The sequence below is a fragment of the Bacillus sp. SIMBA_074 genome (genome assembly GCF_046534555.1).
Classification (GTDB): domain Bacteria; phylum Bacillota; class Bacilli; order Bacillales; family Bacillaceae_G; genus Bacillus_A; species Bacillus_A mycoides.
This window is the reverse complement of sequence record NZ_JAWRYM010000028.1, coordinates 41,226-68,194: the sequence shown is the minus strand read 5'-3', so window position 1 is coordinate 68,194 and position 26,969 is coordinate 41,226. Positions and strand designations below refer to the sequence as shown.

Below are 26,969 nucleotides of genomic sequence, written 5' to 3'. Positions count from 1 at the left end.
ACGCTTGATAGAAATACGATTAATGCTGTTAATACTACCGCTCCACTTGCTGATCCTACGAAGTCACCTTTTGTTACGTTTAATACTTGCTCGTTGTTCATAATTTTCATTCTCCCTTATCTTATTTTTGTTACAAAACTTCTATTATACTAATACGCTTGATAGAAATACGATTAATGCTGTTAATACTACCGCTCCACTTGCTGATCCTACGAAGTCACCTTTTGTTACTTTTAATACTTGCTCTTTCATATCTTTCATTCTCCCTTCATTTATCTTTTGTTACAAAACTTCTATTATACTAATACGCTTGATAGAAATACGATTAATGCTGTTAATACTACTGCTCCGCTTGCTGATCCTACGAAGTCACCTTTTGTTACGTTTAATACTTGCTCGTTGTTCATATCATTCATTCTCCTTTTTTATAAGTTATCTATATGTAATTATTAAGAAATGATTAGTTCATAGTTTTCATGTTAACGTTACATTGAAATTGATTACGTAACGTTTGTAACACTAATGTAACATAACTATTATTACGTTGCAATATAATTACGTAAATTTTATTACACTTTTTTTACGTTTTTTTAAATAAACACTCAAAAACCTTGTTTTAATACGTTTTCTACTACAATCAAATTTGTAACACTAGTGTAACATTAAGGTCATAAAGCGAAATATAATATTATTCATCTCTATTTTGTTAAAAACCAAAGTGAAACTTTAATCAACGAGAGTTCCATTCCCTACTAATTATTCCCCTCACCAATCGCACTTTTACTAGAAATTAATGCGGGATAAAATACTATCTTTCCAAGATAAGTTTATATGTTTCCTCTATATAACTATGTATAATGGAAACAAAGAGGTGGTCATTTTGAAATTAATCGCACTAGATATGGATGGTACACTACTATCATCTAATCTTGAAATCTCCAAAGAGAACTTACAAGCTATCCAAACCGCAAAAGAGACTGGTCATATTGTAATGATTTGTTCTGGCCGCGCGAAAGAGGATGCTTTGAAATTATTGGAAGAATATAAACTATCTCTTCCAGTTGGAGCAAGCAATGGGGCAATTGTTTATGTGGACGGAAAAGTAATTAACTCGCGTTGTTTACAAAATGATAAAGTATACAAGCTTGCAAAATTACTAGAATCTGAAGGTTTTCCATATAAGTTGTACACAAATAAAGGGGTTTACTCTCCTTATACATGGCAAGATCAAGTTATGCAGGCATTCGAAGAAAACAAGCATACACTAGATGTTACACTTGAGGAACTTGAAAGAATTACAGAAAAACAAAAGAAATCAAACTTAATTACTGATTTCCAAAAAATCGAAGATGTCGTAAATAATCCAGAATTAGAAATATCTAAATTCTTTATTTTGACATTTAATGCTGCTCATCGTTCGCAGCTATTGCAAACTTTACAAGAAGATACGGATATTTCAGTTACCGCATCAGCTCCTACTAATGTAGAAATTATGGATAAGCATGGCCATAAAGGCAATGGTTTGCAAGAAATGGCAGCTTATTTCAATATACCAATTGAAGATACTGTTGCAATCGGTGACAACTTTAATGATGTGCCAATGCTACAAGTAGCCGGCTTATCAGTTGCAATGGGAAATGCTGAAGAAGACGTAAAAAAATTATGTGACGTTGTAACATTAACAAACAATGAACATGGTGTTGCTCATGCAATCGAGCAATTTGTATTGAAACAAACTTCATCTAGTAAATAAAGTTCAACTTTAATCAGAGGCGGGGTTCCTCTGATTATTAGTTGAACCAATCAGGCTTTTACGGGCAGTTAATCTCCCACCTAACTTCCCCGCATGTGTCGAATTTTTAGGTGGGAGTCTTACTGCCCGTTAATGCGGGGTAAAAAAAGGACTCTTTCACTTTTTGAAAGAGTCCTTTTTTTACACATGGTGACAAGCAACAAAATGATCTTCACCCACATTACGAAATTCTGGTACATTCGTTTTACAAACATCTGTAGCAAAGGGGCAGCGCGTATGAAAACGGCAACCTGACGGCGGATTTGCCGGACTTGGAATATCCCCTTCTAAAATAATCCGTTCTCGCTTAACCGTTGGATCAGGTATTGGCACTGCTGATAATAATGCTTTTGTATATGGATGAAGTGGATTCGCAAATAACTCATCACGTGGTGCTGTTTCCACAATAGTTCCTAAATACATAATTCCAATTTTCGTACATAAGTGCTCCACAACACTTAAATCATGTGAAATGAATAAATAGGACAATCCCTTTTTCTCCTGTAATTCACTAAATAAATTAATGATTTGCGCTTGAATAGATACATCTAATGCCGCAACAGGCTCATCAGCCACAATAAATTCTGGATCTAATACCATTGCCCTTGCAATAACGATACGTTGACGTTGCCCACCGGAAAACTCATGAGGGTACCGGTCAATATGATACGGCGCTAAACCACATAACTCCAATACTTCTATCACCTTTGCACGGACATTTTCTTTCGTCGCTAGTCCGTGAGCCAACATTGGCTCACCAAGCGCTTCTCCAATTCTCATTCTTGGATTTAATGAGCTAAATGGATCTTGAAAGACGAGCTGCATATTAGGACGATGCTTTCTCAGCTCTTCTTTTGATAAAGCATGAACATCTTGACCTTTAAATTTCACTTCACCTTCTGTTTTTTGAACGAGACGGAGAATTGTTTTTCCTATCGTCGTTTTCCCACTTCCAGACTCTCCTACAAGGCCAAACACTTCTCCTTTATCAATTGTAAAGCTTACCCCATCTACCGCTTTCACATGTCCAATCGTTCTACTAAATACGCCGCCCTTAATCGGAAAATACGTTTTTAAGTTCTTCACTTCTAATAATGGTTCACTCATTGCCCAGCACGCTCCTCATATAACCAACAAGCTACTTTATGATCCTCGTCATGCACATTAAGATTTGGCGCTTCATTTTTGCATATTTCCATGCAATGTTCACAGCGACCACTAAAGTAGCAAAACTCATCTAAGCCAACTAAATTTGGAACTTGCCCTGGAATAGAATAAAGTTTATCTGTTCGTTTCCCCATTACTGGTTTTGATTTTAGCAACCCTTGCGTATATGGATGTTTCGGATTTTGAAATATTTCTAGTACCGGTGCCTCTTCAATAACTTTTCCACCATACATAACAACAACGTAATCAGCCATTTCCGCTACAACACCTAGATCATGTGTAATTAATAAAATGGACGTTTTAAATTCCTCTTTTACTTGTCTTAGTAAGTCTAATATTTGCGCTTGAATCGTAACGTCTAGAGCTGTTGTCGGTTCATCTGCAATTAATAACTTTGGATTACAACTAAGTGCAATAGCAATCATAATACGTTGTAACATACCACCGCTTAATTCGTGCGGATAAGAATGGACAATTTCATCAGCACGAGCAATACCAACTTTACGAATTAATTCAATTGCTTTTTTGTATGCTTCGTTTTTGCTAAGTAGTTCATGCTCTCTTAACGTCTCAACAATTTGCTCTCCAACAGTAAAGACCGGATTAAGTGATGTCATCGGTTCCTGGAAAATCATCGCGATATCATTTCCTCTTAAACTACGAAGTTCTTTCTCTTTCATTCCTAAAAGACTTTTTCCTTCATAAAGAATATCACCACCAACGATGCCGCCAGATTCAGCAATAAGTCCCATAATAGATAAAGCCGTTACACTTTTCCCGCAACCTGATTCGCCTACTACACAAACTGTTTCACCTTCTCGAACTGAAAAGCTAACATGATTGACAGCCTTTACTATACCTTCTTCCGTCTGAAAGTGTGTTTGTAAATCCTTTAGCTCTACTACTGCTCTACTCATGCTTTCTCACCTACCGCTTCATCTTTGGATCTAATGCATCACGAAGTGCATCGCCAAGTATATTAATTGATACAACTGTTATAAAGATTGCAAAACCAGGCGGGATCCATAACCACGGACGCTTTTGGAAATCGATTAATGAGTTTGCTGCACTAATCATATTTCCCCACGATGGTGTAGGCGGGACAACGCCAAGTCCTAGGTAACTTAGTGCAGACTCTCCTAAAATAGAACCTGCAACACCTAATGTGGATACAACAATTAATATCGGCAGAACATTTGGGATTAAATGATATACAATTTTCCGGTAATCGTTTATCCCGAGCACATCAGCAGCTTGCATAAACGATTGTTCTCGCAGCGATAAAATTTGACCTCGTACGAGGCGTGCAAGTCCTGGCCAACCTACTAAACTTAAAATGATCATAATGACATAAAGACGATAATCAGATGGTACTTTCCATTCTGATAAAATAGCTCCCATTATAATAAGTAACGGTAATCCTGGCATCGACATTAAAATATCCGCAAGACGCATTATAATATTATCGACGATACCACGGTAGAAACCTGCAATCGCTCCTAATAAAGCACCTAGTATAACGGATAACACCATTGAGGCTAAGCCAATTGTTAATGAAATCCGTCCTGCTTGCATAAGCCTCGTTAAAATGTCTCTTCCTAATTGATCTGTGCCAAGCCAATGAGAAAAACTAGGTGGTTTGTTAATTAGCGTAACTTGTATTTTTCCTGATGCATACGGTGAAAAGAATGGACCAATAAAACAAAATAACAACATAAAAACTAATGCGTAAAATCCTATAAGTGCCATTTTATTTTTCTTTATCCTTTTAAAAGCTTGCCTCCACGGCGATGATTCATTCCTTCTTTTCTTTTTTTCTTTTTTTTCCGTAGTTGCTGTAACAGTTTCCATCTCTTTCCCCCCCTTACTTCAACCGAATACGTGGATCAACAACTGCATATACAATATCCGCTAAAAAGTTTGAAACAATTGTCAAACACGAAAGAAACATCGTAAATGCCATTAATACCGTATAATCACGAAAATTTAGTGCTTCTAATTGAATATTACCGATACCTGGCCAGTTGAAAATTTGTTCTATAATAATTGCCCCTGAAAACAACCCTGGTAATTCAAATGCAAGCAATGTAATAGCCGGCAAAATTGCATTTTTTAATGCATGTTTATAAATAACGGTCTTCTCCTTTAAACCTTTTGCTCTAGCCGTTCGAATGTAATCTTGCCGTACAACCTCTAACATACTCGTTCTAAAATAACGAGTTAATGAGCCAACTCCAAGAAGAGTTAAAATAAATACGGGTAAAACCATATGCTTTGCAACTTCTATTCCGTAAGCAAGCCCAGTTGAATTACTCCCAACATCAATCATCCCGCCTATCGGTAACAGCTTAAAGTCAACCGCAAACACTTTAATTAAAAACAAACCGATAAAGAATGAAGGAAATGACATCGCTGCAAATACACCAATTGTTACAAGCTTATCGAATAAAGAATGTTGCTTTGTCGCTGAAAATACACCGATAATAAGTGCAATTAGCCAAATAAAGAACAATGCAATAATCGCAACAATAAACGAATTCCATATAAATTTATTTAATAATGACGTTACAGATTCTTGATATTGAAGAGAAAAACCAAAGTCCCCCTGCAATGCATTACCTAGCCAGTGAAAATATCGCTCAACAATTGGTTTATTCAATCCATACAATTCCCTAAGTTCAGCTGCTCTTTCCGGTGTAATCTTCGGGTTTGAATCAATATAATCTCCTGGAAGAAGTGCGAACAGGAAGAAGATAATAATCGATGTCCCCAACAGTGTAGGAATCATTTGTAACAGCCTACGAATGATATATGTTTTCACCCTTTTTCTCTCCAATCTTATGCTTAAAATAGAAGAACATTTTTTCAAAGCGGCACACTACTTGCCGAATGAAAAAATGTCTTCTACTTATACATTCTTCTCGTTATTTTTCGATAGATAGAGCTGGTAAGTTTGCACTAATACTATTGTATTTTTCAGGGTCAATTCCTTTTATATTCCCGTTATAACCAGTAATTGTTCTACGATAGTTTAATAGAATTACTGGTGGATCATCACTTAATTCTTTATACAGTTCTTTATAGATTGGTTTACGTTTTTCAATATCTACCGTTTCAATACCTTTTTGAATTAACTCATCTACTTTTGCATTTTTATAACCAAGACTCTTCTCATTGACACCCGACAAATATTCACCAGCTGTTTCACTCGGATCACTTGTAATTGGTGTCGAAACAGAAGCTAAATCATAATCACCTTTGTTTACCTTCGAAAGCATAGTATTAAAGTCCATAAATTCAGGGTTAAATTCTACACCTATTTCTTTATAATTCTCTTTTGCAATCGGAATTAATAAATCGCTATCTTTAGCCGAACTTGGGCCGAAATAAGAAAGCTTTAATTTTTGACCATCTTTTTCACGAATTCCATCCGAACCAACTTTCCATCCTGCTTCATCTAATAATTTTTTCGCTTTTTCTTTGTCGTATTCATATTTATTAACTCCTTCTTCCGTATAAGCCCAAGAAGTTGGATGAATTGGTACATTAGCTACCGTACCGTATCCTTTCAATGCTGTATCAACATATTTTTTACGATCTAATCCGTAAATAAGTGCTTGACGAACCTTTTTATCCTTTAAGTACGGCTTATTATTATTCATATAAATATAGCTAAATGACGCTGCTGTTTCGATTTGGATATTTGCAAATTCTAAAGCCTTAGCCTGTTCAAGAACTTCGTCACCAGTACCTAGGCCAGTGTAGTCAACCTCACCTGTTTGGAATAATTGAAGCTTCGTATCACCAGAAGTAATTTTATAAATGAAGTTTGGAATTTTTGGTTTACCCGCATAATAATTTTCATTTGCTACAAATCGTACTTCTTGCCCTGGGATATACTTTTCAAATTTATATGGACCCGCAGCTATCGGTTTTTCATATAACGCTTTTAAGTAATCTAAGCTTGTATTTTGTTTGTAATCTTTTCCATAATAAGCTTTTGATAATACCTCTCCACCTAAGGCTGTTAGTGCCTGTGAATTAACTTTTTCAGTTGTAATTTTAATTGTCTGCGGATCAACAACTTGAATACCTTCAATTGAAGTTGCTTTTCCTTCTTTATATTCTTTACCACCTTTAACAGCATATTGAGAAATGTCTTTGTCACCCTCATATGCCTTATCATGTAAAAGCGTCAATGTGAACGCTACATCATCTGCTGTTAATGGTGAACCATCGCTAAATTTCAAATCTTTACGTAAATGGAATGTATATGTTAACTGATCAGAGGAAATATCCCACTTCTCAGCTAATTCTGGAGTTGGTTTTCCTTGTTTATCTGTAGATACAAGAGATGCAAAAATAACTGAAGTGACGTTTCCATCCCAACCATTTTGTTGGAAATATGGTAAAAATACGCCGCCTGGTTTACTAATACCAACTACTAACGTATCTTTTCTATTCTTCGCTTTATCTGGTACTTTCGTCTTATCTGTCGCAGCAATATTTTCAACTTTTATATTTTTTAAATCTTGCTGTTTTACTGGTTCTGTAGAAGCCGTATCCTCCTGTCCCCCACAAGCAGATAACACAAGCGAACTACTCAGTAATACCGAAAATACACCAGCCCATTTTTTTGTCTTTTTCTTCATTGTCCCCACCCTAACTTTTTTTTAATAATTACACCTTATGAACTGCTTGCCTAATGTATGCCTCCCACAGCAACATTTTATAGCCAATCGGAAAAGTCGGCTTTGGTTATAAAAAAATAGTTGTTTTTGAGGGGTAACAATCTTATTCCGACCTTTCCGGTAGACTTTATGGTTATTAGCTTATATCTTTCAGTATATTTTGTCAATTATTTCTATATAAATATTTCGAGAATTCTCCAAAAATTATTGAGCAATATTCAATTTAGGTAAACTTAACAAAATACCATTATAATTATCTTCTTGTAATCCTTGAATTCGTGCATTATGTGCAGACACGACTTTACTATTGTTTAAGAAAATAACAGGTGGATCTTCACTTAACTCTTGATATAGTTTTTTATAGATTTCTTTTCGTTTTTCAATATCCAATGTTTCTAATGCCTGCTTAGCTAATTCATCTACTTTCGGATTATGATATCCATCATAATTACGCTTACTTGTCGAAACAAACTCCTCAATTGTTCCGCTCGGATCATCAATCATCGGTGTGGAGACCATCGCTAAATCATAATCTCCTTTAATTACCTTGGAAATCATCGTATTAAAGTCCATGTATTCAGGATTGAAATCTACCCCAATCTTTTTATAATCCTCCTTCATAACGGGGATCATCACATCATTGATTTTACTTGCAGAAGAAGCAAAATAACTTACCTTCAATTTTTGGCCATCTTTTTCACGAATACCATCTGATCCAGCTTTCCACCCAGCTTCATCGAGCAATTTCTTCGCCTTTTCTAAATTATATTCGTATTTATTGATTCCTTCTTCTGTATACGCCCACGAAACTGGTGTAATTGGTACATTAACGAGTGAAGCGTATCCTTGGAAATATGTATCAATGACCTTTTGACGCTCTAATCCATAAATAAACGCTTGGCGTACACGTTTATCTTTAAAGTATGACTTCTTATAATTCATTTTAATGTAACCGTATGAACTTCCCGTATACACATTAACATTAGCAAAGCCTAACTCTTTTAATTGTTCAATCGTCTCCGCATTTGTCGTGAAGCCATCATAATCTACTTCGCCCGCTTGAAATTGTTGCAGCTTCGTATCACCTTTTGTAATTTTATAAATAAAGTGCTCAATCTTCGGTTTACCTTCAAAATAATTTTCATTTGCTACAAAACGAACTTCTTGACCTGGAATATATTTATCTAGTTTATAAGCTCCTGCTCCCATCGGTTTTCCATATAACTCTTTTAAATACTCTAAATTCCCTTGCTTATATTCTTTACCGTAATAAGCTTTTGATATAACTTCTCCACCAATTAACGATAATGTTTGGGCATTTACCTTTTCAGTTGTAATCGTAATTGTTTTCGGATCGATGACTTGAATCCCCTCAATAGATGTAGCCTTTCCTTCTTTATATGCTTGCCCACCCTTTATTGCTGTTTGGCTTATGTCCGTTGCACCACTATAAGTTGGATCATGTAGTACAGTTAATGTAAATGCTACGTCATCCGCTGTTAACGGTGAACCATCACTAAACTTTAAATCATCTTTCAAATGAAACGTATATGTAAGCTGATCCTCCGAAATATCCCATTTCTTCGCTAGAATTGGAATTGGTTTCCCCTCCTTATCCAATCCAACGAGAGGAGCAAAGATAGCTTGTGTTATATTACCGTCCCACCCATTTTCCATAAAATGCGGAAGGAATATCCCGCCAGGGCTCGGCATTCCCACTACAAAGGTATCCTTTCTTTCTTTTGCCTTTGCTGGACTTTTTACTTTGTCACTCGCCTTAATAAACTCATCTTTTACTTTCGGCATCTTTGCTGCTTCATTTGTACTTTTCTCTTCTTGAGCGCATCCTGCTAATAAAACCGATGTACTAAGGAATGTAGCAAATAACCCTTTCAAGGCCTTTCGCATAATTCTCACCCTTACTTTCCTGTTTTCTAATTAAGTAGTAACATAAAGATCCTTTCTGTAACCATCCTTATTTATCCCATAAAAATAGTATGAATTAATTTCAAGATTATTCCTTTTCACTAGTTATGTCAATCCTTGCTAATTGATTTCTTTCAAAAAATAAAAAACACCTTCTATTACCTAATAGTCCCGCATAGAATGATAACAATTAACTACCAAGAAGGGGGCGAAAATATGGACAACCTATTCCAATATGTCCTGCACTATGTATTATTAACAATCATAATAGTCGGGGCGTTATTACTGTTCCCTTTCTTCCCAAAGTTCGTCCTCTTTTTAGCTTTTTTTATTATGCTCGGGATCGCTATTATAATTTCAACGAGGGAAGATACCACACAAAAAGAAAGCAGAGTTCAGCGCGTAAAGCTGTAACTCTGCTTTCTTTTTTACTTTCAACCATGAGTCTCTATCACGCATACTTATGTCTCGGGAAATAATTAGCCTACACTTCTGTAATTACTATTATTGAAAAAGCTTTTGATAACATTTATTTTTCTCTTTACCAGTTCTTCAATTTCGATATGGAATTTTTGCTGGATGAAAATTGCGTAACATAAATTTATCAAAATTACTGTTTCACGTGAAACACATTTTTTATTTATCCCTTACGTAAAATATTATTATAAAGTTAAACTTTAATCAGTGGGGGTTTTGTTCATCCCCCACCGATTATTAACCCTCACCAATCGGGCGTTTACGGGCAGCAGGGCTCCCACCTAATTTTGAGGTGGGAGTCTTACTGCCCCGCAAATAGCGGGATAAAAAAGAAAGCTAATCCCTTCAGCAAAACTGAAAGGAATTAGCTTTCTACTTTTTACTCCACAATGTTCTCTAACTCATTATATAACTCCGCTCGTAAAAACTCTTTTTTCGTTTTTTCTTCATATAATTGTTCAAGCATTTCAACATCAACTACATTTTCCATTTTACATTCGAGTGCATATATATCTTCTTCTATATGCATTAACTCGTTTTCAACTGCCTCTAAATCCCTAGACTTCTTCTTTTTTATAGGCATTACTTCTAACGCTTTATTCCCTTGCTGTTGCTGCTTCTGTTTTACTACTTGTTTCTCAATTCTTTCTTCCCACTTTTGACGAGCCCATGCATAGTTCCCTGCAAACTCAAATAATTTGTGCTCATCAATCCAATATGTCTTTTCAAACAATTTATTTAAGAAATAACGATCATGTGAAACAGCTAAAATCGTCCCATTATATTGTTCAAGAGCCTCCTCTAAAACTTCCCTTGATTCAATATCAAGATGATTCGTCGGTTCATCTAAAATAAGAAAGTTAACATCTTGATACATAAGTTGCGCGAGCCTTAATCTCATTTTTTCTCCACCGCTAAGTTGTGTTACTTTCTTAAAAACAGCTGGACCATAAAATAAGAAACGAGCTAATATATGTCTTGCTTCTCCCTCTGTTACAGCCACGCAATCTCTGAAAGCCTCCAATACATTGTTCTTCATATTCCCGTACGCATGTTGCGATAAATAACCGATTTTCACACTACTACCAATCCGAATTTCTCCAGCATCTTGCTGCATTTCTTTTAGTAATAGTTTTAATAATGTAGTCTTTCCTGTACCATTACGTCCAACGATAGCTGCGCGCTCCTGAAAACGAATATGCAAATTTACTTTCTCGAATAAAGATCGTTCAGCAAATCCTTTACTCACTTCTTTCATTACAACAACATCTTTCCCGCTTCTCTCTTGCCCTTCAAACTGAAGTCCCATCTGTTTTCTATCCAAAATGGGTCTCTTTAGTTTCTCTATGCGCTCTAATGCACGTTCCATATTTCTGGCTCTCTTATGCAATCCTTCATTCGGCGGATTCGCTTGATTTGCCCATTCACGTAGACGCTTAATTGCTTCTTTCATTTTCTTTATTTTCTTTTGCTGTTCTTGATACGCTTGAAATTCTTGAAGCAGCCTTTCTTCCTTTTCCTCAACAAACTGTGAATAGTTCGTATGATATACGTGAATTTCTCCATCTTCTAAATCAAAAATTTTCGTTACAACTTCATCAAGGAAATAGCGATCGTGCGAAATGACCATAACTGTTCCTGTATACTCTTTTAGAAATTGTTCTAACCACTCGACTGCAAATAAGTCCAAATGATTTGTTGGTTCATCTAACAAAAGTAAATCTGGTTTCTGCAATAGCATATACGCAAGGCTTACTTTTGTTTGTTCTCCACCACTTAACTCCATAAATGACCTTGGAAATAGTTCCGTCACCTGTAGACCATTTGCTACCTTCATAATATTCGCTTCTATTTCATAACCACCGAGAAACGCGTACCTTTCTTGAATTACTCCGTATCTCTCCATCAATTTTTGTAAAGCAGATGATTCCTGTTCTTCCGCCATATTTTTTTCTAAAGCATGCATTTCTATCTCCAACTCTTTTTCCTTTTTAAAAGCGGAGCTTAATACATCATATACATTCATTTCATTATTAAATTTTGGAATTTGTGCTACATGACCAATGCGCGTACCTTTCTTCACATGAATAGCTCCTGCATCCAAACCCTCAATTCCTGTTAAAAGCTGAAAGATAGTTGTCTTCCCACTACCGTTACGACCAACTAATCCAATACGTTCTCCATTCTTTATTTCAAGCGATATATTTTCAAATATGATGTTTCCACCAAAAGATTTCTTTACATTATTTACACTACAAATTGTCATTTTCCGTACTCCTTTCAATATAAAAAACCATGGGAAAGAAACATTCCCCATGGTTTTTGTCATAGAAAAAGGAAGCCAAATAGCTCCCTTTTCACACGTTTATCAAAAATGGGTGAAGAGACTTCTATCGTTCAATAGCTACTATGCAATTGTTAAAAAAGGGCATACGTATCCCGTTAACAACTACATCATGAAAAATCGCACGACAAATATAGATATAATCTAAAAATTTTGCGCGCGTAGCTAAAGAACATTTCATCTCATTCACTCCTTTCGTACGGAATTTAATACTTACTTCTTTATTATACTTCCCCGATTTATGTTTGAATAGTCATTTTTCTGAAAATAATGAAGATAGACTAAACATTTCAATAAGTGACATCAAATCTTACAAAACTGTTATGTTCACGTAATGGAAAGCGATAGTACGAAAAGATACCTCCCTATACAATAAAGATGTAAACAAGAGAGACAAAAACAAGGAGGAAACAATCATGATGAAAGAAATCGTAAAAGCAATCTTTGAGGTATTAGTGAACGGACAAGCAGTTGTAAAAGCACTAAACGAACTATAAAAGGGAGGAAAGAACTATGATGAACATGGTAAAAATGATCTTACATGCTTTAGTTGATGCGAAAGCAGTTAGCCAAGAATTAAACCAACAATAAAAAGGGGTATATGAATATGAAGAAAGCCATTATTGTAATCGCAAGTACAACAATTGCCTTATACACAATAAAAAATAGAAAAAAGAAACAAAATGAAAATGCTCTATATTATCCATACACACTATTAAAGAAAAAATAAAAGACAAGGTACCCTATTGCAATGAGGATATCTTGTCTTTTATTTTTCCCTATTCCCTTTAAAGGATTTCCTTCTCCTTTTCCCGAATGTATTAAGCGGGATTTTTACATATATTTTAAAGGGGCATATATACAAATGGATACACAACAACTATATTTTTTAAACGATATCGGTAAACAAAAACCAGAAAGTATTCGGAACAGAAACACTGCATGTCCTTTTTGTGACAGAGAAAATTTAACGGATATTTTAGCAACTGAGGGCTCTATTATTTGGTTGAAAAATAAATTCCCTACATTAAAGGATACCTTTCAAACCGTGCTAATCGAAACAGATAATTGCGAAGACCATATCGCAACATATACAGAAGAACATACGAGAAAACTAATTCGCTTCTCTATTCTCCATTGGTTAAACTTACAGGAAAATGAAGAATTCACTTCTGTGATTTTATACAAAAATCATGGTCCATTTTCAGGCGGAAGTTTGCACCATGCACATATGCAAATTATCGGAATGAAACATGTAGACTATCTTGAAAATATTGAGGAAGCAAATTTCCAAGGGGTAATTGTTCAAAAAAATGAACGCATTGAACTCAACATTTCAGAGCGTCCTATTATCGGCTTTACTGAATTTAATATCATCATTGAAGATATTGCATGTGTAGATGAAATGGCCAATTATATTCAGCAAACTGTACGTTACATACTGACAGATTTCCATAAAGGATGTAGTAGTTATAACTTATTCTTCTATCACTTAAACAGGAAAATCATTTGTAAAGTTGTTCCTAGGTTTGTCGTTTCACCGTTGTATGTAGGATATAAAATACCTCAAGTTTCTACAAAACTAGAAGATGTGAAAATACAACTAGCGCAGTATTTCACGAAAGAAAAGGATGAAATTATTCATAAAAAAACAGAGTAGGTATAGAAAACCTACTCTTTGATTACACCTTTATTTCGATAGTATACATCCTCTAATCCGATGTTATACTTCATATTGTTATCCGTCCACTCTGGTCCTAAATTCCCTGGCCATCCAGATGTATTCGCTATATATTTCAGTAATGCAAAATCAGTCAAACCTTTTTGCACCCCGCGCTTATAACCTTTCATTAAATGCGGCATTGCAATTTGCGCATTTGTACGTGGATCTTTCAGCTCTTCATCAGTTAAATGATCTGGCGCAAGCCCACCACCGCGGTGTAATTGAAACAATCCGAATGAAGTTCCGTTATCTCCAACACTTCTTGGATTTAACCTACTTTCGTGTTCGGCAATTGTAAGAGGTATCCATTCCGGAAGGTTTACTTTCTTTGCTTCCTCTATAATGATTTGTTTCATCTGTTTTGCTTCTTCTGAATCAACATAGCTTGTCTCATTCATTAGCTTACCCATTCCTTCAGACTTTCCTTGGAAATATAAATACACTCCAAGAACAACTAAAAATCCTACAAAGAATTTCTTCACTACCTCTACCTCTTTCTCCGCTGAAATTTGTCCCCTTTCAGCCTTTCTTTTACAATTACCAACACTCTATCATTCTCTTACCTTTCAATCATAGCAAATTACTATACATATTATCATCATGCTTTAGACCGATTTTGCGAAAAAACATATGGTAAATACGTGCAAAAATGTAACTTACATGGACTATAACTTATTTCTTGTATATAATTGTAAATTGAATTCTATATATAGAATAGGAGCATAAATAAATGAAAAGAACTCTACTAATCTTTTTCAGCATTTTACTACTCATTCCTATACATACCTCTGCACAAACATCATCAAAATCAAAAGTACTCGTTTTGTATAGTACAGAAGACAACAAAATTACAAACAATGTACAAATCCTTAATACTCAGTTAGGGCACTTTACAAAAGATATAACAGTAAAAAGCTTAAAGGAAGTAAAGGAAAGTACTGAATCATCTTCTTATACACATATTGTTTATATCGGAGAGAAAAAAGAAGATTTTTCTATTGCAGCAAAACAATTTCTAGAAAACTTCTCAGGTCCCATATTAGTTTTAGGACAAAATGTTGAACAATTATCTAATCGTTTTTCTTTCATTACCTCGAAAGAAACCGATATACGAATTCACACTATAGAATATCCGACTAACCAGTTAAAAAACGAATTACATGAAGAACGCTTAATGAAGAAAATTGAAACAAAAGGAACAACTCTTGCTTACGCCTTGAGTGCTGATGGAACTCATCCGTTAATCATTCAGCAAGGAACATCCTATTATGTTGCAACTCCAAACCTTTTCGATTGGATGTCTCATTACGTCGGTGAAATGTTATTTTCTTATTTCAGACAAAAACCTGAAACAAATAAAACTTCAGCTTATTTACGTCTTGAAGACGTTCATCCAGCTGTAGATGTAAAGCAATTAAAAGAAATCGCTGAATTACTAAAAGAGAAAAAGCTCCCTTATATGATTACCGTTATCCCTGTTTACAAAGATCCAGACACAGGAAAAACAGTACATTTAAAGGATAACTCTGAATTAATCGATGTTTTACACTTTATGCAAGATAATGGTGGCTCTATCGTTATGCATGGTTACACACATCAGTTTTATGATAGTGAAACTGGCGAAGGTTTTGAATTTTGGGATGTAAAAACAGATCAACCAATTCGCCAACCGAACCATGAAAAACCAAAGACAAAAGAAGATTTTCATTCTACAGAAGACTATAATAAATACGTAGAAAACGGAAAATCCTTCGAAGAAAAATATATTAAAGATCATATTGAAAAAGGGATTACAGAGCTTGTAGAAGCGAAATTATATCCAATTGCCTTTGAAGCTCCGCACTATACAATGTCTCAAAAAGGATATGAAATACTATCACAATATTTTTCAACTTATGTAGGACAAATACAACTAAACGATACAACTTGGAAATCAATGCACTCACCGGCTTATATAAGTACACCGTCATTTTTACATGGGATGAAATTAATTCCTGAAACTGTTGGCTTTATTGAAGAAGGGAAGCCACAAGCTATAGCAAAAATGAAAGAACGTGCTTTATCTATCACTAAACTATCTGATGGAATTATCGGTGCATTTTATCATCCTTACTTGGGCGTTGAACCATTAGAAGAAGTATTAAAAGAACTAGAAAGTATTCCAAACATAGAGTGGATTGATTTACAAAAAGACATGAATGAAGTAAAAATGAAAGATATTCATATTACTACTAATAAAGAAGGCATTCACGTTGAAAAACCAACAAGTGCGAATGACATAATTGATTATATAAAACAATATGGGTTCTTCCTTATAATTGGGTTCATTATAATTGTCTTTCTTTTATTATTAAGACGTGCGAAAAAATTAGAGTCATAAAAAAAACACCAAGCGAGATGCTTGGTGTTTTTTTATGACTCACTAACTTTATAAAATCGCACCGTATTCGCATATATTTGCTCAGTAACTTTCTCTACTGATATTTTTTTTATTATACTAATTTCTTGTAATACATCTTTTATCATATAAGGATGTGTCATCGTATCCTTCTGAAATTCCCACGGCCCATCTGTTTCTACCATCATATATTCAAGCGGATAATACGAAACTATTTTTCTAATTTTCTCCTTATGTAAAACATCCGGTGTGATAGAAATATAATAACCGTTCCTCATCATCCGTTTCATTGTCTCTTCACTTCCTTTAAACCAATGAAAGTGTGCACGCGAAACTTTATATTCTTCAAGTAAACCACATACAGTGTCAGTATCTTCATAAACCGCATGCAATATAATTGGTAAATCGTATTTACTAGCTAGTTCCACAAACTTTTTTAACACCGCTATGTATGGATCAATAGCAATATTTTCATCTTCTTTCCTTAAATAATATGGCAAGCCCACTTCACCAATCGCAACGATTTCCTCTACATGATCTTCAATTAATTTATAAATTTGCTCACATTCCTCTTTATAAATGGGCTGCTCCGGATGAAAACCTATTGCTGGATGTACAAAAGTATATCGGTTTGCTAAAGATAAAGTTTCTAGACATGATTGATAATTCATAGATACTGCAATAAGCCCTTGTATCTCTTTACTGTTTTCCACATCTGTAAGTAATCTACTTTTCTCTTCATCCTGATATTGATCAACATGTATATGGCTATCAATCCATTTCATCTTTATGCCCCCATAAAAAAAACAAGAAAGGGTCTCCCTTCTTGTTTTATCATCTATATTAGTTAACAATTAAATTTGTTATTATATCAAATAATCCAATACATACTATGGCAACAGTAAAGTAGCTACAGAAATCTTTAATTGGAAACTTCACTACTTCTTCTTTATGCATCCCCGTTTTCTCCCTTCTTAATATATCCCTAATTATTTTTTATCTATTTGTATCTATTATGCAAAAAATATGACAAAATTACTATCGAATTAACTTACGTAAACCTTACAATGTTGTAAGGTTTGAAAAAGAGCCTCATCTAAATAGAGATGAGGGCTATTAAAAATTAGTTGGTTTTTCATTCTTCATTAACATTACAAACAGAAAGTGATACAGTAAGACTTTCTAGTTACACTATATGAAATTTACTATATTTTAACCATCGAATTACATTACAGAAGGCTTACATGTTTGTAAGCTATGTGTAATGTAATTCGATAGTTTCCCTTACCTATATTTCGTACAATAAAGTTAGAAAGTAAGCCAAATAAGAAGAATACTCACATAACCAAATTACATTGCTAGTAGCCGACTCTTCTTATACCTTTCACTCATGCTACTACAATGTACCCCCTTCCCCTTTATATAATAAGAAAAGCCTTAGTCCATATGGACTAAGGCTTTTTCATGAACCTAAAATACCCCTACCTAGTATTTTTATTTTCGACAAAAAATAGGCGGGGGTATAATTCGCTATCTCATCGTTAAAAGTTTACTCTTCGCATTAATAGGAATATTTACAGCTTCAATTTCTTCAATTGCCTCGCCGTAGCGTCCTTTTGCGTACACCTTTAATGCTTCATCTCTCTTTAACATATGCTTAACAGTCTTCTTTATTTTTTGTTCTCTTCCACGTTCATCAAATGCAATAAATTCATATTCATACCATTCATCACCGACATGCTGACCAATCGCATCCACAATTGTATAGTATTCTTTCGTCGTATAAAGCGGATTATATTTATCAATAACTGGTCCAAGTTTCGTAGGTAGTAATACTACTACTATCACTACCATAGCTATTACAGTAGTAATTATTTTTTTCTTCATAATACTGATCTTCCTCCTCTGCAGGATACTTATACATCCATTCTAAAGAGCAGGAATTTAATCTACCATTCAATCCCATTACATTACCCTTACATTTTTGTAAGAATGAAAAAAAGATGAACGAATTTTCTCGTTCACCTTTTAGCTTGCTTTAAATCCACCACCAAGTACATCACGCACATCGTGAATGACAACGAAGGCATCTTCATCAACTCTACTAATAACTTGCTTTAACTTAACAAGCTCTTGTTTATTAATAACGATATATAAAACTTCTTTATTTTTACCAGTATATCCGCCGCGTCCTTCTAATACAGTGACACCCCGTGTCATGTTTTTCGTAATAGTTTCACGTATTAAATCCGGTTGATTTGAAATGATTGTAACAGCTGTTTTTGTATCCATACCTTCCACGATGAAATCAATTACTTTCGCTCCGACAAATACAGCTACAAGTGTATACATTGCCTTTTCTTGTCCTATTATAAATACAGAACCCGCAATTACAACGATATCAATAATAAGTACGCCTTTACCAACGCTCCAACCTAAATATTGATTTGCTAGTCGAGCTAAAATTGCCGATCCTCCTGATGTACCTCCAGCTTTGAACATACAGCCTAATCCGATACCTACAAATACACCAGCAAATAAAGCTGCTAGTAACGTATCACTATTTACTTGATATTCGATATGTTCTGTAACATATAAAAACAAAGATGTTTCCACAATACCTATAATTGTGTAAACCATCGTTTTCTTATCAAAAAATTTATAACCTACAGCTAATAAAATTGCATTCAAACCAAAATTCACAATTCCTGGTGACCAATCAAATAAATAGTACGTAACAACTGTTAAACCAATAATTCCACCCTCTGATAAACGGTTTGGAATTGCAAAGTAATTAATACCAATTGCGAATAATAATGAACCAATTGTAATTAGTGTTATTTCCTTTATACGTTGATTAACCATAGTTCATACCTCCCCCCATTTGACATTGTATCACTATCTCCTAGAGGTTTAGAAGTTGTTTTTATTCCGCATTTCCCCTCACAAAGACCAAGATATTATGTTTAAACAAAGGGGTGATTAATTATTCATATTCGCTCTAACTGTACGGACAAAGCGCTCCACATTCCCACTCTGAATATACTTAGCTCTAATGGTTTCACGATTACAAGTACATTCGAAATATGGACGGAAATCTATGTCATCTATATGCAAATACGAATACTCTTCAAATATCGCAGGATAGCACGGAATTTTCCCGTAAAATAGAAGACGTCTAGTAGTGGCAACAAAAATCCCATGTTGATAACATAAAGTAAAGTCATCCTTTTCAAATATCCCTACGACAAACGCTAAAATCTTTTCGTCATCCTCTACATATTTTTTCATACTTAATAAAAGTTCATTCATGCATATCCCTCCAAATTCTATTCATTGTTTTAACACTTGAAAAGAATCCATGGATTATTACAGACCGGTGTAACTCTTTTATAAGGTATGAAACGCGTTTCCTGTCAAAGACATTTCAAAAAATAATCCGTTATGTGATTATACACATAACGGATTAACACTAAACCGTGGAGCGTTCCACAAGTTTATACGGAATTTCCATCTTTTCTTGTTTAGAACTCTCATCACTTACTTGCCTATAAAACATTTCAAAAGCAGTCTTACCTATTCCCTTTAAATTTTGGTCAATGGTTGTCAGTTGTAAAACTTGAGAAATCGGTTGATTATCAAAACCAATAATCGCTAAATCCTCAGGAACTTCAATACCTAATTTTTCAACTTCTGTCATGATCCCAATAGCAACTTCATCTCCTGCCACTATTAATGCTTCAGGAGGATTCTCCATCTCCTTGAATTGATGTGCAACTCTTACACCATCTTCTAACGTAAAGCATTCTGTGAAAATCCGATCTTCCATCACTTCTTCATCTATTAATTGTAGCTGTTGTTTATAAGCATCAAAACGTTTCTTACTACTTGGCCCTAACTTTCTTCCCGTACAATATCCAATCTTCTTATAACCTTTTTCAATAAGGTAACTCATCCCTAATTGAAAGGCATTAAAATGATCTGTATATACACTCGATATGCTTTCAATATCATTATCCTCACAAGCAATAACCGCCCCATACGCTGCATAAGGCTCTATAGTTTCCCACTCATTGGCACGAGAACAAATGATAAGACCGTCTAGTTGCTTTGTTTTCAACATATGTAAACTTTTCATTTCTTCTTTTTTATTGTAGTTCGTTTGACAAAGAAGCACTCGATAGTTGTGAGCTAACGCAACTTCCATCATTCCACCCACCATCGCATCAAAAGACGGATGATTAATATAAGGTAAAATCACGCCAACAATATTCGTCTTCCCTTTTGATAAATGAACAGCATTTGCATTTTGCGAGTAATTCAATTTCTCAACTATTTCTAAAACAACTTTCCTTTTTTCTTCACTTACATATGGATGATCATTTAATACCCTCGAAACAGTCGTAACTGAAACCCCAGCCATCTTTGCAATATCTTTAATATTAGCCATACACTCACCTCTACTTTTAACTTAATGAATCACATGAACATATGTCAAATCTTCTCATCATGACACTTTCATTCGTTTTTCTTACAAAAGTGTAATTTTCCTGTAAGCTAATTCGATAGTGACTCTCCGCAACATTTCATATAATTAAGTCAGAAACAGGGCAACAACCATTTGAAAAGGAGCGGATCTATATGATGAACAAAATGAAAACGAACAATTTCTTAAATACAATGAGCTTGGTATTTTCCGCTCTTATCGATGCAAAAGCTGTTGCTTCTACATTAAACAAGTAAGGAGAATGCATTATGAACAACATCACTTTTAATAAATTAGATTTTTTAGGACTAGCTAGCGGCACGGTTCTTCTTACTGCCTTCATTTACGCTGCTACACTATAACTTCGTGTCCCCTTTCCCCTTTATATAAATAATAATAGAAAAGACGACCGTCTATGCACGATCGTCTTTTCTTATTTTTGATTTGGCTGCAAAACTTCCTTTAGTTCTTCAAACTTTGCATTTAATTCATCTGTCATCATTTTCATAGCCGTTTTTCGATCTATTTGTTCTTCAGCATCGATTTGAATTGGGTCTCCAAAAACTAATCGCGCTTTTTTTCCTTTTATCAATTCTTTTACACTTGATGGACCAACATAAGCTGCCGGTATTAACGGAACGTTAGAACGCATTGCAATCGTAACAGCCCCAGCTTTTAGTGAAACGTCTTCTGATGACCTCGTCCCACTCGGGAAAATCCCTACTACTTTTCCTTCTTTTAATAAACGTGATGGAATTTTCAATGTGCTTGGCCCTGGATTCGCACGGTCTACAGGGAATGCATTTACATTTTTAAAAAACCAATTTTTAAATTTCCCTTCAAACAATTCTTTTTTTGCCATGTAATGAATTTGGGTTGGGTACATTCCTGCCGCTAACATTAAAACATCCATAAAACTTGTATGTGTACATGCAACAACGTAAGGGCCATCTTCCGGTAATTTCTCTCTCCCTTGTACTTCTACCTTCCCAGCCATTTTAAATATATATTTCAACGAAAATGTAATTGGTTTATACATTTGTTTCGTTCCTTTCTGAATATCCGAAGTATAATTATTTTCTTACAACGATTATAACACTAAGTTTTAGGAGTTGGTAATAAAAATAAGTATTTATTGTTAAATTTCAATTCTTACAAAAGTGTAATTTTCTTGTAAGCTAATTCGATAGTGGCTCCCTCCACTATCTTATACAATTAAGTCAGAAAGTAACAACAACCATTTGAAAAGGAGCGGATCTATATGATGAACAAAATGAAAACGAAAAATTTCTTAAATACAATGTGCATGGTATTCTCCGCTCTTATCGATGCAAAAGCTGTTGCTTCTATATTAAACACGTAAGGAGAATTTATAATGAATAACATGACTTTTAATAAATTAGATTTTTTAGGACTAGCTAGCGGCTCGATTCTTCTTACTGCTTTCATTTACGCTGCTACGCTTATATAACTTTGTGTCCCCTTTCCCCTTTATATAAATAATAATAGAAAAGACGACCGTCTATGCCCGGTCGTCTTTTTAATTTTTTCTTTCCTTCAAGTCTTTTAAAAGCTGTATCAGTTCAGCTTGTTGTTTTATATTTTTACGACCGTTTCGATTAATTGCTGCAAGCTCGCAGGCAACTCCAGCAGCAAAGAAAAACAATAAACTTTCTAACATATAAAATCCTCCAGTTGCCTATTAAACAGCTTGACGCAATTGCTTTTCTTGCAAAATTTGTTTATTTATATTTTCTTCTTTTCTCTGACAAACATTATTACGAATAAGCGCTGCAATAACAAATAATGTTCCTACAATATCAAATGTTGTTATTTTATACCCTTGCATCATCATAATAACTAAAGTAGTAATTGGCACAAAGTTAATAAATAAAATACCATTAATGGATGATAAGATTTTCACACCGTAGTTCCAAGCAAGTAGCGCTACAATACCTGGTAATGTCATCATAAATAATAAATCATATTTCACAATAGAAATCGTTTCCATACTTGGAACAGATACATATCCAAGTGACGTAATGATTATAGTTATAATTCCTGTAACTGCTGTCCCAAATATACAAGTTAATGTTGAATAACGTAATGTTGACCAATCGCTACACGTTTGACCACCCATCGTATAAATAACCCATCCTACAACACCAACAAATATAAATACTAGTGAAAACATATTATCTTTCAATGTTAAAAAGAAACTCATATCACCTTTCGTAATAACAAATACAGCCCCTACAAACGCAATAATCATACTCGTTATCATATATTTCTTCGGCTTTATATTTTTATATCCCCATAAAATACAAATTGAAATCATTGGCATAAGCGCCTCCATAATAGAAGCTACCATTACACCTGATTTTCCCATTAACATTTGTCCTAGAAAAATTAATACATTATATACGGTAAAAGCCATTGTTCCAAAAAAGACGAGTAACTTCCCTCTTCCTTCTAAGCGAAATGCCTTCTTTCCTTCTTTCATTAGCAATAATACAATCAATACAATTGCTACCGCCCCATAACGAATAAACGAAAAATAAAATGGATCTATGTATTCTAGAGCATGATCAGCAACCGGAAACATCGCTCCCCATGACATACTTGCAATTAAACATGCCAAAGCACCTATTATCATTTGACCTTTTCTCACCACAATCCCCCGCTTCTTTCTATTTGCACAAAGAGAATTGTAAAAGAAAAAATATATCACGTAAAATGATTCAAAATGATGTTAACTATCATTTATAATGATAGTTAACATCAAGGAGGAGCATAAAATGGAATTACGAGACTTACAAATCTTCCAGAGCGTTGCCGACCGCGGTAGTGTAAGCGGCGCAGCAAAGGAATTAAATTATGTACAATCAAATGTAACCGCACGTATTAAACAATTAGAAAACGAGCTGAAAACACCTCTCTTTTACCGTCATAAGCGAGGCATGACTTTAACAGCTGAAGGAAGAAAAATGCTCGTTTACGTTCATAAAATTTTGCAAGATGTTGAAGAGCTAAAACAAGTGTTTTTAGATAGCGAAACACCATCTGGCATATTAAAAATTGGTACAGTCGAAACAGTCAGTACATTACCTACCATCTTGTCTTCTTACTATAAAAGCTATCCAAATGTCGATTTATCATTACAAGCCGGTCTAACGGAAGAACTTATTAGAGAAGTACTTGATCATCAATTAGATGGCGCCTTTATATCAGGTCCTATTAAACATCCACTAATTGAACAATACGATGTTAGTACTGAGAAATTAATGCTTGTTACACAAAATAAAGCTTTTCATATAGAAGAATTTACTACGACGCCCCTACTCGTTTTTAATCAAGGATGTGGATACCGTTCCAAGCTTGAACGATGGCTTAAAGATGAAGGTTTGCTACCAAAAAGAATTATGGAGTTTAACATATTAGAAACTATATTAAATAGCGTAGCGCTCGGTCTTGGGATTACACTCGTCCCCCAGTCTGCGGTGCAACACCTTTCTACAGCAGGTAAAGTACACTGTCATCCAATTCCGGAGAAATATGGTAGTATTTCAACTGTTTTCATACGCCGTAAAGATAGTTACATGACCAATTCGATGCGCAGCTTTTTAAAAACAATTAAAGAGCACCATCATATCAATATGCTTTAAAAGACATTCTTACATGAATGTCTTTTTTTCTTACAAAAGTGTAATCCTCCCGTAAGCTAATTCGATAGTTGCAGGCGGCCATATTTCATATAATTAAGACAGAAAGCAGGGCAACAACAATTCGAAAAGGAGCGGATACGCATGATGAACAAAATGAAATCAAACAAATTTTTCAATACAATGGGCATGGTGCTATCCGCACTTGTCGATGCTAAAGCAGTTGCAACTACATTAAACAAATAAGGAGAGATTATGATGAACAACATTACCTTCAAAAAATCAGACTTTATCGGACTTGCAAGTGGAGCGACTCTTCTTACTGCATTCATTTATGCACTTGCTCAAAGTCTTATTTAACACTTTGTTTCCCCCAACCCCTTTATATATAGAAAAGGCTGCTCGTCTTATAGACAAGCAGCCTTTTAGTTTGTTTCATATATAATTTGGCCGGTTTTGCTTATATCATATCCACCAATTGCTTTTAATTCATTGTGAAACTCTTCAGATTGCAAAACCTCTTTTATAACCTCAATAAGTTCCTCATTTTCTTTATTCTTCAGAAGTACTAAATCATACTGTTCTTTCATTATTGGAATAAAGTCTACGTTCACAATTTGGGAAAACTTTTCTGATCCTACCCCAACATCAGCTTTTCCATTCGCGACTTGCGAGGCAACGCCAAGGTGATTCGATTCTTCCCATTCATACCCGTTAATATCTTCTTTACTTAATTTTTGAATTCGCAATTGCTCATCCACTAACACCCTAATACCAGAACCTTTTTCTCGATTTACAAATCGTATAGATGACTGAGCTAAATCAGCCCATGTTTTTATATTTTGTGGGTTCCCTTTTTGCACATAAAACCCAACATTTCTTGCTAATAAATTCATCATAATATATGGTTGTCCAACTAAAATACGTTTTACGTAAGGAACATTATATGTACCCGTTTCACCATCAAATAAGTGTAAACTAACGACGCTTCCTTCTCCTTGGTACATCTTCACTAAACTCGTTAAACTACCTTGATACGCTCTCAATATATTAGAATTTGGCAATCGATTTTCTATATGCTTTGCCAACATATCTAACGTTAGCTCTTGACCACTAATGATGCGTGTATTCGAACTACTAATTTCGTCCTTCTTTACAGGAGTAAATTGTACCTTCCCTGTTTTCATTTGCTTTATATATTGTTCTAAATCAGCTGCATCAATGCGCATTTGTCTACCAACCCTATAAGAAGGGAGTTCTCCTTTTTTAATTAGGTCGTATACAGTTAATTTTGATACTTTTAATTGCTTTGCTACTTCTTCCGTTGTGTAGGAATGATGATCCATAGACGATTCCTCACTTTCTTCCTTCATTGTAACAAAGAAAAGAATATTTCTCCTAGTTTTTAAAAACAACTATATCGTTCAAATTATATTCAATTATAACTAGTTATAATTAGTTATATTTAGTTATAATTAATTTAGTAAACGAAGGGAGATTTTTTATGAACAAATTTACTTTACGATCCATTGGGGTACTTATACTTTCTTTTCTTCTTATATTCAGTGTAGCTTGTTCAAGTGAAGAAAAGTCAGCTGCTAAAGAGGGAGAATCAGTGGAGCTGACTATATCAGCGGCTGCAAGTTTACAAGATGCATTAAAAGAAATTGAAAAGCAATATAAAGAGAAAGAACCAACTATTCAACTTTCTTTTAACTTCGGTGCTTCTGGTGCACTTCAACAACAAATTGAGCAAGGTGCACCTGCTGATTTATTCTTCTCTGCAGCAGAGGATAAATTCCAAACTCTTGTTAAAAAAGGATTTATTAATGAAAAAGAAGGGAAAAACCTTCTTGGAAATGAACTAGTTCTAGTCGTTCCAAAAGATAGTGCTCTCACAAAATTTCAAGATTTAAAGGATGAGAAAATCAAGAGAATCGCACTTGGTACACCCGAATCTGTACCTGCAGGAAAATATGCAAAAGCTTCTCTCACATATGAAAATCTTTGGAATAACGTTCAAAATAAAATCGTATTTACAAAAGATGTTCGCCAAGTGTTAACATATGTAGAAACAGGTAATGTTGATGCTGGTATTGTATATAAAACAGACGCTCTCGTTTCAGACAAGGTAAAAATTGTAGAAGCGGTAGCAGCTAATTCTCATGAGCCAATCCACTATCCTTTAGGTGTTATAAAGGAATCTAAGCATAAGAAAGAGGCGACTTCATTCTATGAGTATTTACAATCAAAAGATGCACAATCTATCTTTAAGAAATATGGATTTACAATCCTGCCATAAT

31 protein-coding genes are annotated in these 26,969 nt (G+C 34.6%); 10 read left to right on the top strand and 21 right to left on the bottom strand.

The window, feature by feature from the left end; translation table 11 throughout:
* The 3 genes from SB773_RS23410 to SB773_RS23400 form a co-directional block, all read right to left on the bottom strand.
* Window positions 1-110, bottom strand: a 110-nt coding sequence (locus SB773_RS23410; RefSeq protein ID WP_410592463.1) for a DUF3948 family protein, incomplete at its 3' end; no start/stop codon positions are given.
* A gap of 34 nt (window positions 111-144) precedes the next feature.
* Complete coding sequence (locus SB773_RS23405; protein WP_147740286.1) at window positions 145-261, bottom strand: DUF3948 family protein; 117 nt, start codon at window positions 259-261, stop codon at window positions 145-147.
* 35 nt (window positions 262-296) lie between these two features.
* Window positions 297-407 (bottom strand): DUF3948 family protein, encoded by a 111-nt coding sequence (locus SB773_RS23400; protein WP_001058533.1) that lies wholly within the window; start codon window positions 405-407, stop codon window positions 297-299.
* Window positions 408-880: 473 nt separating this feature from the next.
* Here SB773_RS23400 and SB773_RS23395 point away from each other — a divergent pair, with 473 nt between their 5' ends.
* The gene (locus SB773_RS23395) at window positions 881-1,753 is read left to right on the top strand and encodes a Cof-type HAD-IIB family hydrolase (RefSeq protein WP_410592458.1); all 873 of its coding nucleotides are present in this window, start codon (window positions 881-883) and stop codon (window positions 1,751-1,753) included.
* Window positions 1,754-1,933: 180 nt separating this feature from the next.
* Here SB773_RS23395 and SB773_RS23390 read toward each other — a convergent pair whose 3' ends face one another.
* From SB773_RS23390 to SB773_RS23365, 6 genes are all read right to left on the bottom strand, one after another.
* A complete protein-coding gene (locus tag SB773_RS23390) occupies window positions 1,934-2,899 on the bottom strand; it encodes an ABC transporter ATP-binding protein (protein WP_088293676.1) in 966 nt (321 codons plus the stop codon).
* Window positions 2,896-3,876, bottom strand: a complete 981-nt coding sequence (locus SB773_RS23385) for an ABC transporter ATP-binding protein (protein ID WP_410592455.1) — start codon at window positions 3,874-3,876, stop codon at window positions 2,896-2,898. The genes SB773_RS23390 and SB773_RS23385 overlap by 4 nt, the downstream gene beginning before the upstream one ends.
* A 10-nt stretch (window positions 3,877-3,886) precedes the next feature.
* Window positions 3,887-4,810 (bottom strand): oligopeptide ABC transporter permease, encoded by a 924-nt coding sequence (gene opp4C / locus SB773_RS23380; protein ID WP_410592453.1) that lies wholly within the window; start codon window positions 4,808-4,810, stop codon window positions 3,887-3,889.
* Between the two features lie 13 nt (window positions 4,811-4,823).
* Window positions 4,824-5,780 (bottom strand): ABC transporter permease, encoded by a 957-nt coding sequence (locus SB773_RS23375; RefSeq protein WP_002091399.1) that lies wholly within the window; start codon window positions 5,778-5,780, stop codon window positions 4,824-4,826.
* A 103-nt stretch (window positions 5,781-5,883) separates the two neighbouring features.
* A complete protein-coding gene (locus tag SB773_RS23370; RefSeq protein WP_000730686.1) occupies window positions 5,884-7,611 on the bottom strand; it encodes an ABC transporter substrate-binding protein in 1,728 nt (575 codons plus the stop codon).
* A 243-nt stretch (window positions 7,612-7,854) separates the two neighbouring features.
* Complete coding sequence (locus SB773_RS23365) at window positions 7,855-9,558, bottom strand: ABC transporter substrate-binding protein (RefSeq protein WP_410592450.1); 1,704 nt, start codon at window positions 9,556-9,558, stop codon at window positions 7,855-7,857.
* 234 nt (window positions 9,559-9,792) lie between these two features.
* On the opposite strand from SB773_RS23365, the gene SB773_RS23360 reads away from it, so the two are divergent.
* Window positions 9,793-9,990, top strand: a complete 198-nt coding sequence (locus SB773_RS23360; RefSeq protein WP_002115459.1) for a hypothetical protein — start codon at window positions 9,793-9,795, stop codon at window positions 9,988-9,990.
* Between the two features lie 442 nt (window positions 9,991-10,432).
* Here the strand turns inward: SB773_RS23360 and abc-f are convergent, their stop codons facing one another.
* Together abc-f and SB773_RS23350 are read right to left on the bottom strand one after the other, a co-directional pair.
* Entirely contained in the window at window positions 10,433-12,319 is a 1,887-nt protein-coding gene (gene abc-f / locus SB773_RS23355; RefSeq protein WP_131247735.1) for a ribosomal protection-like ABC-F family protein, read from the bottom strand.
* Window positions 12,320-12,443: 124 nt separating this feature from the next.
* A complete protein-coding gene (locus SB773_RS23350; RefSeq protein ID WP_002139888.1) occupies window positions 12,444-12,578 on the bottom strand; it encodes an RAxF-45 family protein in 135 nt (44 codons plus the stop codon).
* Window positions 12,579-12,998: 420 nt separating this feature from the next.
* On the opposite strand from SB773_RS23350, the gene SB773_RS23345 reads away from it, so the two are divergent.
* Window positions 12,999-13,127, top strand: coding sequence for a spore coat protein B (locus tag SB773_RS23345; protein ID WP_410592446.1), 129 nt, complete (start codon window positions 12,999-13,001; stop codon window positions 13,125-13,127).
* 135 nt (window positions 13,128-13,262) lie between these two features.
* Window positions 13,263-14,057, top strand: coding sequence for a DUF4931 domain-containing protein (locus SB773_RS23340; RefSeq protein WP_486304296.1), 795 nt, complete (start codon window positions 13,263-13,265; stop codon window positions 14,055-14,057).
* 11 nt (window positions 14,058-14,068) lie between these two features.
* On the opposite strand, the gene SB773_RS23335 is transcribed toward SB773_RS23340, so the two are convergent.
* Window positions 14,069-14,602: a transglycosylase SLT domain-containing protein gene (locus SB773_RS23335; protein ID WP_000713256.1), complete on the bottom strand. Its 534-nt coding sequence runs from the start codon at window positions 14,600-14,602 to the stop codon at window positions 14,069-14,071.
* A 248-nt stretch (window positions 14,603-14,850) separates the two neighbouring features.
* Here SB773_RS23335 and SB773_RS23330 point away from each other — a divergent pair, with 248 nt between their 5' ends.
* Window positions 14,851-16,500: a DUF2334 domain-containing protein gene (locus SB773_RS23330; RefSeq protein ID WP_410592441.1), complete on the top strand. Its 1,650-nt coding sequence runs from the start codon at window positions 14,851-14,853 to the stop codon at window positions 16,498-16,500.
* A gap of 32 nt (window positions 16,501-16,532) precedes the next feature.
* Here the strand turns inward: SB773_RS23330 and SB773_RS23325 are convergent, their stop codons facing one another.
* From SB773_RS23325 to SB773_RS23305, 5 genes are all read right to left on the bottom strand, one after another.
* Window positions 16,533-17,303: a TatD family hydrolase gene (locus SB773_RS23325; RefSeq protein ID WP_410592439.1), complete on the bottom strand. Its 771-nt coding sequence runs from the start codon at window positions 17,301-17,303 to the stop codon at window positions 16,533-16,535.
* 745 nt (window positions 17,304-18,048) lie between these two features.
* Window positions 18,049-18,405: a YxeA family protein gene (locus tag SB773_RS23320; RefSeq protein ID WP_002029403.1), complete on the bottom strand. Its 357-nt coding sequence runs from the start codon at window positions 18,403-18,405 to the stop codon at window positions 18,049-18,051.
* Window positions 18,406-18,546: 141 nt separating this feature from the next.
* On the bottom strand, window positions 18,547-19,383 hold the full coding sequence (locus SB773_RS23315) for a YitT family protein (RefSeq protein WP_002009911.1): 837 nt from the start codon (window positions 19,381-19,383) through the stop codon (window positions 18,547-18,549).
* 117 nt (window positions 19,384-19,500) lie between these two features.
* Entirely contained in the window at window positions 19,501-19,830 is a 330-nt protein-coding gene (locus tag SB773_RS23310) for a PH domain-containing protein (RefSeq protein ID WP_060750752.1), read from the bottom strand.
* A gap of 160 nt (window positions 19,831-19,990) precedes the next feature.
* Complete coding sequence (locus SB773_RS23305; RefSeq protein ID WP_002009913.1) at window positions 19,991-20,968, bottom strand: LacI family DNA-binding transcriptional regulator; 978 nt, start codon at window positions 20,966-20,968, stop codon at window positions 19,991-19,993.
* Window positions 20,969-21,273: 305 nt separating this feature from the next.
* Here SB773_RS23305 and SB773_RS23300 point away from each other — a divergent pair, with 305 nt between their 5' ends.
* Window positions 21,274-21,366 carry a DUF3948 family protein gene (locus SB773_RS23300; protein WP_012260201.1) on the top strand — a complete coding sequence of 31 codons (93 nt, stop codon included), beginning with the start codon at window positions 21,274-21,276 and terminating at the stop codon, window positions 21,364-21,366.
* A 71-nt stretch (window positions 21,367-21,437) separates the two neighbouring features.
* Here SB773_RS23300 and SB773_RS23295 read toward each other — a convergent pair whose 3' ends face one another.
* The gene (locus tag SB773_RS23295) at window positions 21,438-22,043 is read right to left on the bottom strand and encodes a lysophospholipid acyltransferase family protein (protein WP_410592435.1); all 606 of its coding nucleotides are present in this window, start codon (window positions 22,041-22,043) and stop codon (window positions 21,438-21,440) included.
* A gap of 336 nt (window positions 22,044-22,379) precedes the next feature.
* On the opposite strand from SB773_RS23295, the gene SB773_RS23290 reads away from it, so the two are divergent.
* Window positions 22,380-22,475 carry a DUF3948 family protein gene (locus tag SB773_RS23290; RefSeq protein WP_002124767.1) on the top strand — a complete coding sequence of 32 codons (96 nt, stop codon included), beginning with the start codon at window positions 22,380-22,382 and terminating at the stop codon, window positions 22,473-22,475.
* Between the two features lie 69 nt (window positions 22,476-22,544).
* Here SB773_RS23290 and SB773_RS23285 read toward each other — a convergent pair whose 3' ends face one another.
* Together SB773_RS23285 and SB773_RS23280 are read right to left on the bottom strand one after the other, a co-directional pair.
* Entirely contained in the window at window positions 22,545-22,685 is a 141-nt protein-coding gene (locus SB773_RS23285; protein WP_002063481.1) for a YrzO family protein, read from the bottom strand.
* 21 nt (window positions 22,686-22,706) lie between these two features.
* Window positions 22,707-23,675: a DMT family transporter gene (locus tag SB773_RS23280; RefSeq protein ID WP_002091418.1), complete on the bottom strand. Its 969-nt coding sequence runs from the start codon at window positions 23,673-23,675 to the stop codon at window positions 22,707-22,709.
* A gap of 127 nt (window positions 23,676-23,802) precedes the next feature.
* Between SB773_RS23280 and SB773_RS23275 the strand changes: the two genes are divergently transcribed.
* Together SB773_RS23275 and SB773_RS23270 are read left to right on the top strand one after the other, a co-directional pair.
* Window positions 23,803-24,669 (top strand): LysR family transcriptional regulator, encoded by an 867-nt coding sequence (locus SB773_RS23275; protein ID WP_002063480.1) that lies wholly within the window; start codon window positions 23,803-23,805, stop codon window positions 24,667-24,669.
* 255 nt (window positions 24,670-24,924) lie between these two features.
* Window positions 24,925-25,026 carry a DUF3948 family protein gene (locus SB773_RS23270; RefSeq protein ID WP_113735263.1) on the top strand — a complete coding sequence of 34 codons (102 nt, stop codon included), beginning with the start codon at window positions 24,925-24,927 and terminating at the stop codon, window positions 25,024-25,026.
* Window positions 25,027-25,091: 65 nt separating this feature from the next.
* On the opposite strand, the gene SB773_RS23265 is transcribed toward SB773_RS23270, so the two are convergent.
* Window positions 25,092-26,039, bottom strand: coding sequence for a substrate-binding domain-containing protein (locus SB773_RS23265; protein ID WP_002009921.1), 948 nt, complete (start codon window positions 26,037-26,039; stop codon window positions 25,092-25,094).
* Window positions 26,040-26,170: 131 nt separating this feature from the next.
* Here SB773_RS23265 and modA point away from each other — a divergent pair, with 131 nt between their 5' ends.
* Entirely contained in the window at window positions 26,171-26,968 is a 798-nt protein-coding gene (gene modA / locus SB773_RS23260; RefSeq protein WP_410592430.1) for a molybdate ABC transporter substrate-binding protein, read from the top strand.
* Window position 26,969 lies beyond the last annotated feature (1 nt).